The 15,217-nt window shown below is 60.7% G+C and carries 16 protein-coding genes, 1 tRNA gene and 1 pseudogene; 7 read left to right on the top strand and 11 right to left on the bottom strand.

The annotated features are described in order from the left end of the window. Positions 1 to 2: 2 nt before the first annotated feature. The gene (gene trmJ / locus LOY53_RS04390) at positions 3 to 758 is read right to left on the bottom strand and encodes a tRNA (cytosine(32)/uridine(32)-2'-O)-methyltransferase TrmJ (RefSeq protein WP_027595539.1); all 756 of its coding nucleotides are present in this window, start codon (positions 756 to 758) and stop codon (positions 3 to 5) included. A gap of 151 nt (positions 759 to 909) precedes the next feature. Between trmJ and suhB the strand changes: the two genes are divergently transcribed. Further along, positions 910 to 1,728: an inositol-phosphate phosphatase gene (gene suhB, locus LOY53_RS04385; RefSeq protein ID WP_027595538.1), complete on the top strand. Its 819-nt coding sequence runs from the start codon at positions 910 to 912 to the stop codon at positions 1,726 to 1,728. 122 nt (positions 1,729 to 1,850) lie between these two features. Here the strand turns inward: suhB and LOY53_RS04380 are convergent, their stop codons facing one another. Then, a complete protein-coding gene (locus LOY53_RS04380; protein ID WP_099428370.1) occupies positions 1,851 to 2,444 on the bottom strand; it encodes an acyl-homoserine-lactone synthase in 594 nt (197 codons plus the stop codon). Positions 2,445 to 2,582: 138 nt separating this feature from the next. Here LOY53_RS04380 and LOY53_RS04375 point away from each other — a divergent pair, with 138 nt between their 5' ends. Then, entirely contained in the window at positions 2,583 to 2,813 is a 231-nt protein-coding gene (locus LOY53_RS04375; RefSeq protein WP_027595536.1) for a hypothetical protein, read from the top strand. Between the two features lie 3 nt (positions 2,814 to 2,816). Here the strand turns inward: LOY53_RS04375 and LOY53_RS04370 are convergent, their stop codons facing one another. Continuing rightward, positions 2,817 to 3,533 (bottom strand): LuxR family transcriptional regulator, encoded by a 717-nt coding sequence (locus LOY53_RS04370; RefSeq protein ID WP_033694291.1) that lies wholly within the window; start codon positions 3,531 to 3,533, stop codon positions 2,817 to 2,819. 351 nt (positions 3,534 to 3,884) lie between these two features. Between LOY53_RS04370 and LOY53_RS04365 the strand changes: the two genes are divergently transcribed. Then, positions 3,885 to 5,309 carry a class I adenylate-forming enzyme family protein gene (locus LOY53_RS04365; protein WP_258703643.1) on the top strand — a complete coding sequence of 475 codons (1,425 nt, stop codon included), beginning with the start codon at positions 3,885 to 3,887 and terminating at the stop codon, positions 5,307 to 5,309. A gap of 187 nt (positions 5,310 to 5,496) precedes the next feature. On the opposite strand, the gene LOY53_RS04360 is transcribed toward LOY53_RS04365, so the two are convergent. The 6 genes from LOY53_RS04360 to queA form a co-directional block, all read right to left on the bottom strand. Next, complete coding sequence (locus tag LOY53_RS04360) at positions 5,497 to 6,045, bottom strand: glycine zipper 2TM domain-containing protein (protein ID WP_027595533.1); 549 nt, start codon at positions 6,043 to 6,045, stop codon at positions 5,497 to 5,499. A 120-nt stretch (positions 6,046 to 6,165) separates the two neighbouring features. Next, positions 6,166 to 7,074: a protein translocase subunit SecF gene (gene secF / locus LOY53_RS04355; RefSeq protein WP_027595532.1), complete on the bottom strand. Its 909-nt coding sequence runs from the start codon at positions 7,072 to 7,074 to the stop codon at positions 6,166 to 6,168. Positions 7,075 to 7,084: 10 nt separating this feature from the next. After that, positions 7,085 to 8,947 (bottom strand): protein translocase subunit SecD, encoded by a 1,863-nt coding sequence (gene secD, locus LOY53_RS04350; RefSeq protein ID WP_027595531.1) that lies wholly within the window; start codon positions 8,945 to 8,947, stop codon positions 7,085 to 7,087. A 64-nt stretch (positions 8,948 to 9,011) separates the two neighbouring features. Beyond that, on the bottom strand, positions 9,012 to 9,347 hold the full coding sequence (gene yajC / locus LOY53_RS04345; RefSeq protein ID WP_027595530.1) for a preprotein translocase subunit YajC: 336 nt from the start codon (positions 9,345 to 9,347) through the stop codon (positions 9,012 to 9,014). A gap of 42 nt (positions 9,348 to 9,389) precedes the next feature. After that, positions 9,390 to 10,505 (bottom strand): tRNA guanosine(34) transglycosylase Tgt, encoded by a 1,116-nt coding sequence (gene tgt, locus LOY53_RS04340; protein WP_077068621.1) that lies wholly within the window; start codon positions 10,503 to 10,505, stop codon positions 9,390 to 9,392. Positions 10,506 to 10,519: 14 nt separating this feature from the next. Next, complete coding sequence (gene queA / locus LOY53_RS04335; protein WP_027595528.1) at positions 10,520 to 11,569, bottom strand: tRNA preQ1(34) S-adenosylmethionine ribosyltransferase-isomerase QueA; 1,050 nt, start codon at positions 11,567 to 11,569, stop codon at positions 10,520 to 10,522. A 106-nt stretch (positions 11,570 to 11,675) separates the two neighbouring features. Between queA and LOY53_RS04330 the strand changes: the two genes are divergently transcribed. Next, positions 11,676 to 11,760, top strand: a tRNA-Leu gene (locus tag LOY53_RS04330). A gap of 417 nt (positions 11,761 to 12,177) precedes the next feature. Here the strand turns inward: LOY53_RS04330 and LOY53_RS04325 are convergent. Further along, positions 12,178 to 12,327: pseudogene (locus LOY53_RS04325) on the bottom strand (VOC family protein); the annotation flags it as partial. Between the two features lie 206 nt (positions 12,328 to 12,533). Between LOY53_RS04325 and LOY53_RS04320 the strand changes: the two are divergent. Then, on the top strand, positions 12,534 to 13,181 hold the full coding sequence (locus LOY53_RS04320; RefSeq protein WP_027595527.1) for a trypsin-like peptidase domain-containing protein: 648 nt from the start codon (positions 12,534 to 12,536) through the stop codon (positions 13,179 to 13,181). 93 nt (positions 13,182 to 13,274) lie between these two features. Beyond that, positions 13,275 to 13,754 (top strand): GNAT family N-acetyltransferase, encoded by a 480-nt coding sequence (locus LOY53_RS04315; RefSeq protein WP_085272634.1) that lies wholly within the window; start codon positions 13,275 to 13,277, stop codon positions 13,752 to 13,754. 10 nt (positions 13,755 to 13,764) lie between these two features. Here LOY53_RS04315 and LOY53_RS04310 read toward each other — a convergent pair whose 3' ends face one another. Continuing rightward, complete coding sequence (locus LOY53_RS04310) at positions 13,765 to 14,061, bottom strand: addiction module antidote protein (RefSeq protein ID WP_027595525.1); 297 nt, start codon at positions 14,059 to 14,061, stop codon at positions 13,765 to 13,767. Positions 14,062 to 14,307: 246 nt separating this feature from the next. On the opposite strand from LOY53_RS04310, the gene LOY53_RS04305 reads away from it, so the two are divergent. Further along, positions 14,308 to 15,198 carry a bestrophin family protein gene (locus LOY53_RS04305; protein WP_027595523.1) on the top strand — a complete coding sequence of 297 codons (891 nt, stop codon included), beginning with the start codon at positions 14,308 to 14,310 and terminating at the stop codon, positions 15,196 to 15,198. Positions 15,199 to 15,217 lie beyond the last annotated feature (19 nt).

Genomic DNA, 15,217 nt, shown 5'->3' with positions numbered 1-15,217 from the left:
TGTCAGCCCTTCCTTTTATGCGGTTCACCCCGAGCCACTTTCTGGGTCTCGGTGAGGATGCCGCGCAAAATGCTCATTTCCGGACGCTCGACCGAGCTTCGCCCATACAACCGGCGCAGGCGCGCCATCAGGTGCTTGGGCTTCTCGGGGTCAAGGAAGCCGATGTCCACCAGGGTCTTTTCCAGGTGGTCATAGAACAGCTCCATTTCATCCATGGTCGCCAGCTCGCTGGCGTCGACCTTCTCGACTTTGGCCGGCGCATCCTCGGCCGCCAGCCAAGCCATGCGCACCTCATAAGAGAGCACCTGGACAGCGGCGGCCAGATTCAGCGAGCTGAAGTCGGGGTTCGAGGGAATGTGCACGTGGAAGTGACATCGCTGCAGTTCTTCGTTGGTCAGGCCGGCGTGCTCACGCCCGAACACCAAGGCGATTTCCTCGCCGCCCAGCGCATGCTCCACGGCCTTGGCCCCGCATTCGCGAGGGCCGATCAGCGGCCAAGGGATACTGCGCTCGCGGGCACTGGTGCCCATGACCAGGTTACAGCCGACCAGCGCCTGCTCAAGGCTGTCGACGACCTGGGCATTGCTCAGCACATCGTCGGCACCGGAGGCACGCGCACTGGCTTCGGCCGCAGGGAACTCTTTCGGCTGTACCAGCACCAGGCGCGACAAGCCCATGTTTTTCATGGCACGTGCAGCGCCGCCGATGTTGCCGGGGTGGCTGGTATTGACCAGAACAACACGAATATTTTGCAGCACGGTGTTGTGCTCTCAGAGGCTGATATCAGGGCCTTCGATCTTACAGAACCGACGGACGTAACGCCATGAAAGCAAATGTGACACTTCTGCCGTCAAAGATTTCTGCTAGAATGATCGGCTTTCTTCTTTAACATCTCCAGGTGACCCGCCCATGCAGCCTATGCTGAATATCGCCCTGCGCGCCGCTCGCAGCGCCAGTGAACTGATTTTCCGCTCCATCGAACGCCTGGATAGCATCAAGGTCGATGAGAAAGAGGCCAAGGACTACGTTTCCGAAGTCGATCGCGCCGCCGAGCAGAAAATCGTCGACGCCCTGCGCAAAGCCTACCCTAACCACTCCATCCAGGGTGAAGAGACCGGCATGCACGCAGGCACCGGCGAAGAAGGCAAGGACTACCTGTGGATCATCGATCCGCTGGACGGCACCACCAACTTCCTGCGCGGTATCCCTCACTTCGCCGTCAGCATCGCCTGCAAATACCGTGGTCGCCTCGAGCACGCCGTGGTACTCGACCCGGTTCGCCAGGAAGAATTCACCGCCAGCCGTGGCCGTGGCGCCCAGCTCAATGGCCGTCGCCTGCGCGTCAGCTCGCGCACCAGCCTGGAAGGCGCGCTGCTGGGTACCGGCTTCCCGTTCCGTGACAACCAGATGGCCGACCTGGACAACTACCTGGGCATGTTCCGCGCCCTGACTGGCCAGACCGCCGGCATCCGCCGCGCAGGTTCCGCCAGCCTGGACCTGGCCTACGTCGCCGCCGGCCGCTTCGATGCCTTCTGGGAGTCGGGCCTGGCCGAGTGGGACATGGCTGCAGGCGTACTGCTGATTCAAGAAGCAGGCGGCCTGGTAAGCGACTTCAACGGTGGCCACGACTTCCTCGACAAAGGCCACATCGTCGCCGGCAACATCAAGTGCTTCAAAGCAGTATTGACGGCTATTCAGCCGCACCTGCCAGAGAGCATGAAGCGCTAAGCGCTGGCTGTATTAGAAAAGCACCCCTCGGGGTGCTTTTTTTATGGGCACTATAAGTGTGCTGTGCATGGCGAGGGCATACAACTTGATGGCAAGTCAGCGTGAATACACCCGGCATCTATTCAATGGCAGTTGCTATTGATTGCCGCTTCCAAGGCCGCCGTGGTTTTATCATTCAATTCAATGCGCAGTGCCACCGCGCGTTCAACGCCAATTTGCAATGCCGGCCCGAAACGACTGATATCCAGGCCCAGGCGAATCAACATCTTCTCGACGCCCACCGTGGTCACCGTGACGAACTGCTTCACCTCACAACTGATGGCGTAGTTGACGATGGCATGAATCGCTTGCGTGGTGCCCTGGGAGAAGCCGAACCGGTTGCCGTCCGGTAGCTCGATGGCGAAGCGGCTCAGCTCCCAGATCGCGTCGGAGCACGGCGCTGGGTGCCCATGCAGCAGCTCTGGGAAGGTGTGCGCCAGCATGTTAGGGCCGGTCGTCGGCAGTATGCGCCAGCAGCCACACACATAACCCGCCTCGTCATCGCGGTTGATAATCATGTAATAGGGGTCGAGCGCATCATACCCGTCGATTTCCATGTCATTGATCAGTGGGATGTCCCACATCTTCTTAACCTTGAAAATACGCGCCCGAAGTTTGTGCATGGCATTCAGCGCTTGCGGGTCGATGTTAGTGCGGCGATCAATGGAGATAAGCATAGAGGCAAATACCGGCAGGGGTTGGAGTTGCCGCCCACGGTATATTCACGCTGAATAAATAAAATCCTACCTAATTTGGGAGGTGGCCGAAGTTACTCGGGCTTGTTAATTTTTCGGCTTTTGCAGGATGGATTCCGGATGAAGCTACTCAATACCTCCGCCGTACGCGAGGTCGCCCATCAAGCCATCAGCCTGCGCCTGGGCCTCAAGCAGAGCCAGACCGAGTTCTGGTCGCGCTTTGGCATCAGCCAGGCCTGTGCCAGCCGCATCGAATGCACCAGCCAAGTGCCTGCGCCGGTGTACATTCTGCTGCGCCTGTACCTCAGCGGCCGTCTCGAGGAGAGCGACCTGGCCCAACGCCCACAGTGATACTCAGGGCGTGATCGACTTCTGCTGGATGGCCTTGAGCACGGCCATCTGGCGTGAGCTGACCTGGAACTTGCGGCGGATGTTCTTGAAGTGGAAGTCGATGGCCGAGGTCGTGCACGACAGGATCATCGAGATTTCCCAGGTGGTCTTGCCCGCCGCGCTCCACTGCAGCACCTCTTTCTCCCGGGTGGTCAGGTGCACAGGTTCCGAGCATTCAATGCGCGCCCTGAGCATCCCTTCCATCGCGTAATCGCGCAGCAGGGTTGCCATGGGCAAGGACTGGATCATTGCAGCAGTCGCCTGCTCGCCGCTCTCATCCGGCTTGAGGCACAGCATGCCCGCCTCGCCCCGCGGGCCATGCAGGGGCAGCGCCAGCCCTTGCTGCAACCCGTGCGCTGCGGCTTCTTCGAAGAATTCCGATTCTGAGGGGCCCCGATAGTTCTCGCGGTTCCACAGCAGTGGCCGGTTGGCGTTCAGGCAATGCTGAACGACCGGATCGACTGCCGCGTAAGACTCGGCGTCGTAACGCGTACGCCAGGCATCGGGGTAATCACTGTAGATCAGCACCTGCTGACAAGCGTCCGTGGGGGCAGGTTTGAGGCCGATCAGAAAGTTCGAGTAACCCAGCTTGCGGGTCAGGAGTTTCAGGTGAGCCAGCCAGTCCTCAAAGCGCTCCATTTCGCCGAGTTTCAGCAGCTCATCCATTACCAGTAGGGCCATTCCCTTCCTCGTAGGCACCGTTTGACGGTGGTCTCATGGCGAGACGACACGCGAGGGAATATCGACTCCCTCATTCAGGTGGGTCGATAAGATAGTTACGTGGCACTTTGAAATCAACGTGCGAATAGTGCCCGCCGACGAGATACCCATCCGACGCAGGCGGTCGAAGACAGTAATAAAACAGCCAGGCGCACCACAACCTCCCTGTTCTGGGAGGTACCAGGCGGCGCGCGCAGCCTATTAACTAGCGTGGCACCAGCCTGCATCCGGCAGGCTGCACCGCTTTGCACATGGACGGCAAGGGAAGACACCTGAAGCTGTAGTTCGGCTGCCCCTCAAGGAGACCCCTGCATGTTCCAGCAACAGTTCTTTAGCATGGTTGCACGCCATCGCGACCACCCGGCGATCGTCGACAGCCATGGCAAGACCCGCAGCTACGGCGAACTGCTGCATGACATCGATCAATTGCGCGCCAGGCTGCACGCCGCAGGCCTGCGCGAAGGCGACGTGGTTGCCACCCAACTGGGCAACAGTAGCGGTTATGTTGCACTGTTGTTCGCCATGGCCAGCCTGGGGCTGATTCATTGCCCTGTAAGCGTGGCCAGCAGCATCCACCAGCGCGCTATGCGCCTGGGCCAGGTCGGTGCCGCCCTGCTGGTGACCGAAGCCGGCATCGTGCCGGCGGGCCTGGGCATCCCTGGCTTTACCTTGCACTCGCCGACACCTGTCAACCTCAAGACACCCGCCTGGCGTGACTGCGCCGGCTTGATGCGCATGCAGGAAACATCCGGCAGCACCGGGGCTCCCAAACTTGCACTGTGGCGCCAGGACAGGCTGTACCGAGAAATCATGCACTGGGTCGATAGCGCTGGCCTCGATGCCAGCGCGCGCTACTTGAGCATCCACACCCTCGATGGCGGACATGCGGTGGACCTGCATGTGTTCCCGGCCTTGCTGACCGGCGCCACGCTGTACCTGGGCGATGCCACCCAGGTCGAGAACACCCTGCAAACCCTGCACGAACAACGCATCAGCGTGATGAGCGCGTTGCCGTCACAGTACCTGGAGCTGGCCCAGGCCGCGCAAAGCCGCGGCATTCGCCTGCCGGCACTGAGCAAACCGTTTTGTGGTGGGGCCTACCTGGATGATCATGTGGTGCTGGAGTGCGAACGCCACTTGGGCGTGCACCTGAAGCGGATCTATGGTTCGACGGAATTTGGCATGGTCTTGGCCAACTTCGCGCCTGGGCTGCAGGTGGGTTGCGGCATGCGCCCGGTGGGTGATGTCGAGGTCACACTGAAAGCCTTGGACCCTGCACAACCGGAGGTCGGCGAAATCATCGCGCGCTCCGCACACCGCGGCTCGGGCTACTTCCCACCTCCCCCCATTCCCTGCGAGGACCAGGCCTACGCCACCGGCGATATCGCCCGGCGCCTGGCCGACGGCAGCCTGATGCCCATGGGGCGTGCGACCGATGCCCTGCTGACGAAACAAGGTACCCAGTTCGCACCAGCCCTCGAAGCGCAGATTGCACAGGCCATGAAGTTCGAACGGGTGGTGATGCTGGTCGACGAGCAGGATCGTCGACGCGCCCAGGTGGTGGTGCAGGCCAACATTGCTGATGCCCAGGAGCGGTTGAATGAGCTGAGCGGCGGGCTGGACCGGCTGGGGATCAATGCCAGCGTCACAGTGCTCGAGCGAATACCCTTGACCCCCACCGGCAAGCCGGACCGCGTCAGGCTTCGCAAGCTGCTAGCCGCTCACCCAGTGATGTAGGAGCAGCCTTGCGCTGCGAAGAAAAGGTCAACTGTAGGAGCAGCCTTGTGCTGCGAAGAGGCCGGTGAATACACAGTAGATCTGTGGTGTTTTCACTGGCCTCTTCGCAGCACAAGGCTGCTCCTACAAGGAATTTCAGCAGATACAAGATCTTTCAACAGGTACAACGGATTTCAGCAGAGGGCGATCACTGCCCGGCCTGATTCTCGCTGAGGATCAGCTTGCCATTCTTGTCCACGGGAATGGTCGAACCAGGCTCGTGGTCCATCTTCACCTGCCCCACCTGATCACCAATGGTGTACTTCACGTTATACCCAACGACCTTGTCGCTGATGTCGTGGACTGTATTGCAGCGGGTTTGCGTCGTGGTGTAGGTATCACGCTCTTGCATGCCTTCCTGCACTTTGTTACCGGCATAACCACCACCGACCGCACCGGCCACGGTAGCGATCTTCTTGCCGGTACCGCCACCGATCTGGTTACCCAGCAGGCCGCCGGCCAGCGCACCCACCACCGTACCTGCGATCTGGTGCTGGTCCTTGACCGGCGCCTGACGCGTCACAGTGACATCCTTGCAGACCTCTCGCGGCGTCTTCACCTGCTGCTTGATTGGCTGCACGTCGGTGACCTGGGCGTACTCAGGCCCTTTGTTCACCAAGCTGTAGGTCGCCACAGCACCTCCGGCAGTTACACCGACAGCACCCAGCACCGCACCCACCAGCATTGATTTATTCACGTGAACCTCCTGATCATACCCGCGGGACTTGGCCCGCCTTCTCCCTGCCTTGGAGCAAAAAAAAAGGCGCGAGTTCAATACTCGCGCCTCTTGATTCGCCAAACGGCGTAGGAAAAACCCTTACGGACGCTCGTCCACACCCTCAGCCTTGGCTGGCGGAATCAGGTCTTCACTGTTCAGGTTCAGCCAGATCAGTACCACGTTGGCGATGTAGATCGACGAGTAGGTACCGGCCATGACACCGATGAACAGCGCCAGCGAGAAGCCGAACAGGTTGTCACCACCAAAGAACAGCAGCGCAGCAATGGCCAGCAAGGTCGACACCGAGGTGGCGATGGTACGCAGCAGGGTCTGGGTGGTCGAGACGTTGATGTTCTCGATCAGCGACGCCTTGCGCATCACGCGGAAGTTCTCACGCACCCGGTCGAATACGACGATGGTGTCGTTGAGCGAGTAACCGATGATCGCCAGCACCGCCGCCAATACCGTCAGGTCGAAGGTGATCTGGAAGAACGACAGAATACCCAGCGTCACCACCACGTCGTGGATCAGCGAGATGATCGCGCCCACGGCGAACTTCCACTGGAAGCGGAAGGCCAGGTAGATAAGGATGCCGCCCAGGGCCAGGAGCATGCCCATGCCACCCTGGTCACGCAGCTCTTCACCCACCTGCGGGCCAACGAACTCGACGCGCTTGAGCGTAGCCGGGTTGTCACCGCCGGCCTTCTGCAGCGCCTCGGCAACCTTGCTGCCCAGCTGCGGGTCATCGCCCGGCATACGCACCAGCAGGTCGGTGGTAGCGCCGAAGCTCTGCACCACAGCCTCGTGGAAACCGGACTCGACCAGCTCGGCACGTACCGCCTTGAGGTCGGCCGGGCGCTCGTAGGTCAGCTCGATCAGCGTACCGCCGGTGAAGTCCAAGCCGAAGTTCAGGCCCTTCTGCCACCAGCTGAACAACGCCAGGACGGTGAGGAGCACAGTGATGGCGAACGCGACATTGCGCACGCCCATGAAGTTGATGGTTTTCATCGCAGCTCCCTCAAACCCACAGCTTCTTGATGTCACGCCCGCCACAGGTCAGGTTGACCATAGCGCGGGTCACCATGACGGCGGTGAACATCGAGGTGAAAATCCCGAGGGACATGGTGACCGCAAAGCCCTTGACCGGGCCGGTACCCATGGCGAACAGGATGCCGCCGACCAGCAGGCTGGTCAGGTTGGCGTCGATGATCGCGGTATAGGCGCGGTTGAAACCTTCGTGAATGGCGCGCTGCACCGACATGCCGGCTTTGAGCTCCTCACGGATACGCGAGAAGATCAGCACGTTGGCGTCTACCGCCATACCCATGGTCAACACGATACCGGCAATACCCGGCAGGGTCAGGGTTGCACCCAGCAGCGACATCAGCGCCAGCAGCAGCACCATGTTGCCCGCCAGGGCGACGGTAGCGATCACGCCGAAGCCGCGGTAGATGGCGATGATGAACAGCGAGACGAACAGCATGCCCCACAGCGACGCATCGATACCCTTGGTGATGTTGTCCGCACCCAGGCTTGGGCCAATGGTACGTTCTTCAGCGAAGTACATCGGCGCGGCCAGACCACCGGCACGCAGCAGCAGTGCCAGCTCGGAGGATTCGCCCTGGCCATTCAGGCCGGTGATACGGAACTGGCTGCCCAGTGGCGACTGGATGGTCGCCAGGCTGATGATCTTTTTCTCTTCCTGGAAGCTCTGTACCGGCACTTCCTTCTCGACGCCGTCGACCGTCTGCTTGACGTAGCGAGTGACAGGCTTCTGCTCGATGAAGATCACCGCCATGCTGCGGCCGACGTTGCTGCGCGTGGCGCGGCTCATCAGCTCGCCGCCGTGGCCATCCAGGCGGATGTTCACTTGCGGACGGCCATGCTCGTCGAAGCTGGCCTGGGCGTCGGTGACCTGGTCACCGGTGATGATCAGGCCACGCTCGACCGGGGCGGAACGGCCGCCCTCACGGAACTCGAAGACCTCGGTGGTCGCCTTGGACGCACCCGGCTCGGCACCGAAGCGGAACTCCAGGTTGGCCGTCTTGCCGAGGATACGCTTGGCTTCGGCAGTGTCCTGCACGCCTGGCAGCTCGACCACGATACGGTTGGCACCTTGGCGCTGAACCAGCGGCTCGGCCACGCCCAGCTCGTTGACACGGTTGCGGACGGTGGTCAGGTTCTGCTTGATCGAGTATTCGCGGATCTCGGCGACTTTCGCCTGAGTCAGCGCCAGACGCAGCACAGCGAGGTCATTACGCTCGGTGGCGGTCAGGTCGAAATCACTGAAATTCTTGCGGATCAGGGCACGTGCCTGCTCGCGGGTTGCATCGTCAGAGAAGCCCAGCATGATGCCGCCATCCTGCTGAGGCAGGCTGCGGTAGCGGATGCGCTCTTTGCGCAGGAGGGTTTTGACCTCGCCTTCATAGACCTTCATGCGGGCGCTCATGGCCTTGTCCATGTCCACTTCCAACAGGAAGTGCACACCACCGGACAGATCCAGGCCCAGTTTCATCGGGCTTGCACCCAGGTTGCGCAGCCATTGCGGAGTGGTTTGTGCCAGGTTCAGGGCCACGACGTAATCATCGCCCAGTGCCTTGCGCACTACATCCTTGGCTGGAAGCTGGTCTTCCTGGTTGGTCAGGCGAATCAGCGCACTGCCCTTCTCACCCAGGCTGCCGCCCTTGACGGTAATACCGGCATCGGTCAGCGCCTTGGTGACGCGATCGAGGTCGGCCTGGCTTACCTGCAGCGCCGAACTGGCACCACTGACTTGCACCGCCGGGTCATCCGGGTAGAGGTTGGGAGCGGAATAAATAAAACCGATCGCCAGTACCAGCAAGATCAGTGCGTATTTCCACAGAGGGTATTTGTTCAGCATCACGCCGCCCGTTCAAGACGCGGGGCGCGTTGCGCGCCCCGACTGGAAAAATAAAACCGGTAACTCAGATAGCCTTGAGCGTACCTTTTGGCAGGGTCGCGGCGATGGCGCCCTTCTGGAACTTCAGCTCGACGGTGTCGGACACTTCCAGCACCACGAAGTCATCGGTAACTTTGACGATTTTGCCGGCGATGCCGCCGTTGGTGACAACTTCGTCACCTTTCTGCAAGTTGCCCAGCAGGTTTTTCTGCTCTTTGGCGCGCTTGGCCTGTGGACGCCAGATCATCAGGTAGAAGATGACCAGGAAGCCGACCAGGAAGATCCATTCAAAACCGGTACCGGCTGGGCCGGCGGCTGGTGCAGCTGCGTCCGCGTAAGCGGCGGGAATCAGAAAGCTCATGAGGCACTCCATTACTGAATTTTAATATTTTAGTGCTGACAGTCAGCCCAAAGGCGGCACAGGCAGCCCGCGTTTGGCGTAGAAGGCGTCGACAAAGGCGGCCAATTTACCCTGTTGAATAGCCTCGCGTAAACCGGCCATCAAGCGCTGGTAATGGCGCAAGTTGTGGATGGTATTCAGCATGCTGCTCAACATTTCGCCGCATTTGTCCAAGTGGTGGAGATACGCGCGGGAGAAGTTGGTGCAGGTGTAGCAATCACAGGTCGGATCCAGAGGCGATTCATCGTGGCGATGGAACGCGTTGCGGATCTTGATCACCCCTGTATCGACGAACAGATGGCCGTTGCGCGCGTTACGCGTCGGCATCACGCAGTCGAACATGTCGACGCCGCGGCGCACACCCTCAACGAGATCTTCCGGTTTGCCTACCCCCATAAGGTAACGAGGTTTGTCAGCGGGCATCTGATCTGGCAGGTAATCCAGCACCTTGATCATCTCGTGCTTGGGCTCACCCACCGACAGGCCACCGATGGCCAGGCCGTCGAAACCGATGTTTTCCAGGCCTTCCAGCGAGCGCATGCGCAGGTCCTGATACATGCCGCCCTGGACGATGCCGAACAGTGCCGCGGTGTTGTCGGCGTGGGCGTTTTTCGAGCGCTGGGCCCAACGCAGCGACAGCTCCATGGAGGTGCGCGCCACATCGTGCTCGGCCGGGTATGGCGTGCACTCGTCGAAGATCATCACCACGTCCGAGCCCAGGTCACGCTGAACCTGCATGGACTCTTCAGGGCCCATGAACACCTTGGAGCCGTCGACGGGCGAGGCGAAGGTCACGCCTTCCTCTTTGATCTTGCGCATCGCGCCCAGGCTGAATACCTGGAAGCCACCGGAGTCGGTGAGGATCGGGCCTTTCCATTGCATGAAATCGTGCAGGCCGTTGTGCTTCTTGATCACCTCGGTACCCGGGCGCAGCCACAGGTGGAAGGTGTTGCCGAGGATCATCTCGGCGCCAATGGCCTCGATGTCGCGCGGCAGCATGCCTTTGACCGTGCCATAGGTGCCGACCGGCATGAACGCCGGGGTTTCCACGGTGCCGCGGGGGAAGGTGATGCGACCACGACGGGCCTTGCCGTCGGTGGCCAGCAGTTCGAAGGACATTCGACAGGTGCGACTCATGCTTGATCCTCGGGCCCGCGTGGCGCCGGATTGCGGGTGATGAACATGGCATCACCGTAACTGAAGAAGCGGTACCCTTCTTGAACCGCCGCCGCATAGGCGGCCATGGTTTCGGGGTAGCCGGCGAAGGCCGAGACCAGCATCAGCAGCGTGGACTCCGGCAGGTGGAAATTGGTGACCAGGGCGTCGACCACATGGAACGGGCGGCCTGGGTAGATGAAAATATCGGTATCGCCGCTGAAGGCCTTGAGCACGCCATCGCGCGCAGCGCTTTCCAGCGAACGCACGCTGGTGGTGCCCACGGCAACCACGCGCCCGCCACGGGCACGGCAGGCTTGGACAGCATCCACCACATCCTGGCTCACTTCGAGCCACTCTTTATGCATGTGGTGGTCTTCGATCTTGTCGACCCGCACCGGCTGGAAGGTGCCCGCGCCGACGTGCAGGGTCACGAAGGCCCGCTCCACGCCCTTGGCGGCGATCTTTTCCAGCAGCGCTTCGTCGAAGTGCAGGCCGGCCGTGGGTGCGGCTACAGCACCGGCACGCTCGGCGTAGACGGTCTGGTAACGCTCACGGTCGGCGCCTTCGTCGGGGCGGTCGATGTAGGGTGGCAGCGGCATGTGCCCGACGCGCTCAAGCAGGGGCAATACCTCTTCGGTGAAGCGCAGCTCGAACAGCGTGTCGTGGCGCGCGACCATTTCGGCCTCGCCACCGCCATCGATGAGAATCTGCGCACCGACCTTGGGTGCCTTGCTGGAGCGTACGTGCGCCAGCACCCGGTGGCTGTCGAGCACACGCTCGACCAGCACTTCCAGCTTGCCGCCGGAGGCTTTCTGCCCAAACAACCGCGCCGGGATCACCCGGGTGTTGTTGAACACCATCAGGTCGCCGGGGCGCAGATAGTCGAGCAGGTCGGTGAATTGCTGATGTACCAAGGCGCCGCTCGGCCCATCGAGGACCAGCAGACGGCTGCCATGGCGCTCGGCCAAAGGGTGGCGGGCGATCAGGGAATCGGGGAGTTCGAAGGAAAAATCGGCGACGCGCATGATGATGTTCGGTTCGGCAGGGCCGGGAAGTTTAGCCCAATGTGTGAAAATTGACCATGAAACCCGATTGACCGACCAGAAGCACCTCTCTATACTGCGCGCCACTGCCCTGATGGCGGAATTGGTAGACGCGGCGGATTCAAAATCCGTTTTCGAAAGGAGTGGGAGTTCGAGTCTCCCTCGGGGCACCAAAATCCGGAAAAAACCGACCTTATGGTCGGTTTTTTTTCGCCTGGATTTTGGCTGGGTCGGCATCAGGTACGCGCCATGGCATTGCACTGTGGCTAACAGGTGCATGCCTTCAGATCTGCAGCGCTCTCCAGAACGAGCGCCGCCCGCGCGGCGCTTCGCAGCACAAGGCTGCTCCTACAGTTGTTTCGGGCCAGTCACGTCTGTGAGGCCGACGCGCGATTGCCTTGTGCGTGCAACTCAATGTTGAGGCAGGCGCCAAGAGGGTCGCGCGCCCATGCCCCAGGAATAATTGGCCCGCAACCACTGTAGGAGCAGCCTTGTGCTGCGAAGCGCCGCGCGGGCGGCGCTCGATCTCAAATCCACTACTCAAAGTCGCGGCAAGCACGCGCCGTTCTCCACGTCTCGCTCACAGGTTACCCGCCCGCCTCCAGTGCCGTAACCAGCGCTGAAGCGTCTGGGCATTCGATAGACAGGTTAATACCTCGCCCATAGGGCGGCTCAAGTGGGCCTACCCGCCATGGCGATTCACTGTGCCAGTCCTGCTCCAGCATCAGCTGACTGCCGCCGCAAATTGACGCCGCACGCCTGACTGTCAGCCCTGCAGCCATGCCGGGAATCTATTGGCCATTACCCTCCCCCCTACTTAAGATGTCACTCGTCGGATATATGCACAAAGTATTGCCAGCATGATGGCTCTTAGCCATATTTGCGCCCCCATTTCTCCACGACTGTGTGACACATGAAAACAACCGTGCCCTGTCTGGCAGCAATGATGCTGCTGAGTGGGTGCAATGGAGTGCCAACGTCCTACGTCTCCGATCCCGTCTACAGCCAGGCTTTCGTGGTCACCTCAGGTGCGCCGCTGCCGCTGTTGCTGATGGCCAGCGCCATCCAGTGGAACGAAGACTACGCAGTGACCGCCAAACACACCCCCTTCTTGCGTAACGTGGTCCATGAGGGCCTCGGCGATGTGGTGTTCTTCAAGCACAAGGCCAGCGAGGTGCCGCATTGGCGGCAATACGTACCGGGTGAGTCGGTGACGGCGGTCGGCTTCAACAGCCTGATGATTCCCGTGCAGGGCAAGGGCCATGCATTACCGTCGCTGGTGCGCCTTGAAGGTACGCCGGGCAGTGTCTTCTATTCGCTGCACGACGGCCCGATGGTCAAGGGCATGTCTGGCGGGCCAGTGTTCGCCGATGATGGCCAGGTGGTGGGTATCAACATTGCGTTCATCCCCAAGAACGAGATCGATGCGCGCACTCGCCCGGACCTCGCCGATAAAGAGCGTGTCAGCGTGTTCATGTCGTACAGCGAGATCGACAAGGAATGGCGGCGCTTCCAGTACCTGCTGGCACGCAAGGCCAAGCCTCATGCGCCTGCGGCGATCAAGGGGATTGTGGCGGTGGCGGCCAAGCCGTGAGCAGTCGGCGGTGATCTCCTACTGAGGCAGTGCTAGCCTGTGAGCGGGGCTTGGCCGCAAACGGCCAGCCAACGCACTGCAAAAGGACCTGCCATGCACCTCAGCCACCGCCCTGTTCAACCCAGCGACATCCCCGCCATCTGCTGCTTCCCCCAGGGCCCGGACGAACTGTTCTACATGTTCCCCAAAGCCACCTACCCCCTAACCCCCGTGCAATTGACCGACGCCATCGCCCAGCGCAACGGCTCTACGGTGGTGCAAGGCGGTGGCATGGTGCTGGGCTTTGCCAACTTCTACAAAGCCGAGCACGGCGGCGTGTGCGCCCTGGGCAACGTGGTGGTGGCGCCAGCTGCGCGGGGCCATGGGGTGGCGAGCTACCTGGTAACCGCCATGATCGAGCTGGCCCGCGAACAGTTCGCGGCGCGAGAGATTTGGGTGTCGTGCTTCAATCACAACACGGCGGGGTTGCTGCTTTATCCACAGCTCGGTTTTGTGCCGTTCGGCATCGAAGAACGCCAGGCGCCGGATGGGAAGCGGGTGGCGTTGGTGCAGATGAGGCAGGTACTGGCCTAGCCTGCGAAATCTAATGCGACGACGTATGGGGCTGAACAAAAAGCTCCACGCCTAGGGCACGTATGACTTTAAGCACTGTATCAAAGCGGGGCTTAGCGCCTGGGCTAAGTGCTTTATAGAGACTTTCTCGACCTAACCCACTCTGTGCAGCGATTTGTGTCATTCCCCGTGCCCGAGCGATATGACCGATGGCTCGGATAATCTCATCTGTATCGCCATCGGATAGCACCTGGCTGAGGTATTCGCTGATTGCTGCATCACTGTCAAGCAAGTCGGCGATATCAAAAGGGATCAATTTTTCGCTCATTTCATCTCATCCACCAGCTTTCTCGCTTTGAGGATATCGGCGGTCTGGGAGGATTTGTCTCCGCCCACCCTATGGAAGCGGTCTACTTTGCCGTTTCTCCTTTGGAAGAGAATTCAGGAGCGTCCGATACCTCAGTCAGTTTTTCTTTCGAACACGTCCAAAAAAATGTCTTGCAACATCAGCTGCCGAACCATACCCATCCCTCGACGTCCGATCCTGCATCCCCCGCGTTTCGAGGTACCCCGTGTGAAAGAGATCATCGCCCGCAAGTACCGCTTGGTGGTGAAGACCATTGGTTACATCGGCTGGTCGCTGTTTTGGCTGCTGATCTGGGATGTGCTGGTCACCATCGATTTCATGCTGTTCTTCAACAGCAAGTTCACCCTGCCGTTGATTCCGTTGACCTTGCTGGGTTCGGCGCTGGTGGTGCTGGTGAGCTTTCGCAACAGCAGCGCTTACAACCGCTGGTGGGAGGCGCGCACGTTGTGGGGTGCGCTGGTCAACAGTTCGCGCAGTTTTGCCCGGCAGACGTTGACGCTGATCGATGACCCGGATGACGGGCTGAACCCGATCAAGGCCACGTTGCTGCGCCGGCATATCGCCTATGTGAACTGCCTGGCTGCGCACCTGAAGGGCGACCGCTGCCCGGATGAACTGATAGCGTTCATCCCGCAGGCGGAGTTCGAGCGGCGCAACCGCTCGAACAACTTCGCCAACGACATCCTCAGTGGCTCGGCAGCCCTGCTGGCGCGGGAATACCAGGCCGGGCGCCTGGACAGCATTCGCCTGGCGCGGCTGGAGTCGACCTTGGTGGACCTGTCCAATGCCCAGGGCGGCATGGAACGGATCGCCAATACGCCGCTGCCCTACCCTTATGTGTATTTTCCGCGGCTGTTCATCACGCTGTTCTGCCTGATCGTGCCGGTGGGGCTGGTCGAGTCGCTGGAGTGGTTCACACCGCTGGCGTCGACAGTGGTGGGGTTCATGTTGCTGGCCATCGAGCGGATCGGCACCGACCTGCAAAGCCCCTTCCGCTTCAGCGAGCACCAGATCCAGATGGACACCATCTGCGAGACGATCGAGCGCAACTTAGAGTCGATGCAACGGGAAGCGCAGCATGGCGAACTGACCACCTGATGCGTGCGCGGGCTGCTCT

The organism is Pseudomonas sp. B21-031, assembly GCF_024748985.1.
In the GTDB taxonomy this organism is placed as follows: Bacteria; Pseudomonadota; Gammaproteobacteria; order Pseudomonadales; family Pseudomonadaceae; genus Aquipseudomonas; species Aquipseudomonas kermanshahensis.
Note: the sequence above shows the minus strand (reverse complement) of the source record. Positions and strands in the feature narration are given on the sequence as shown.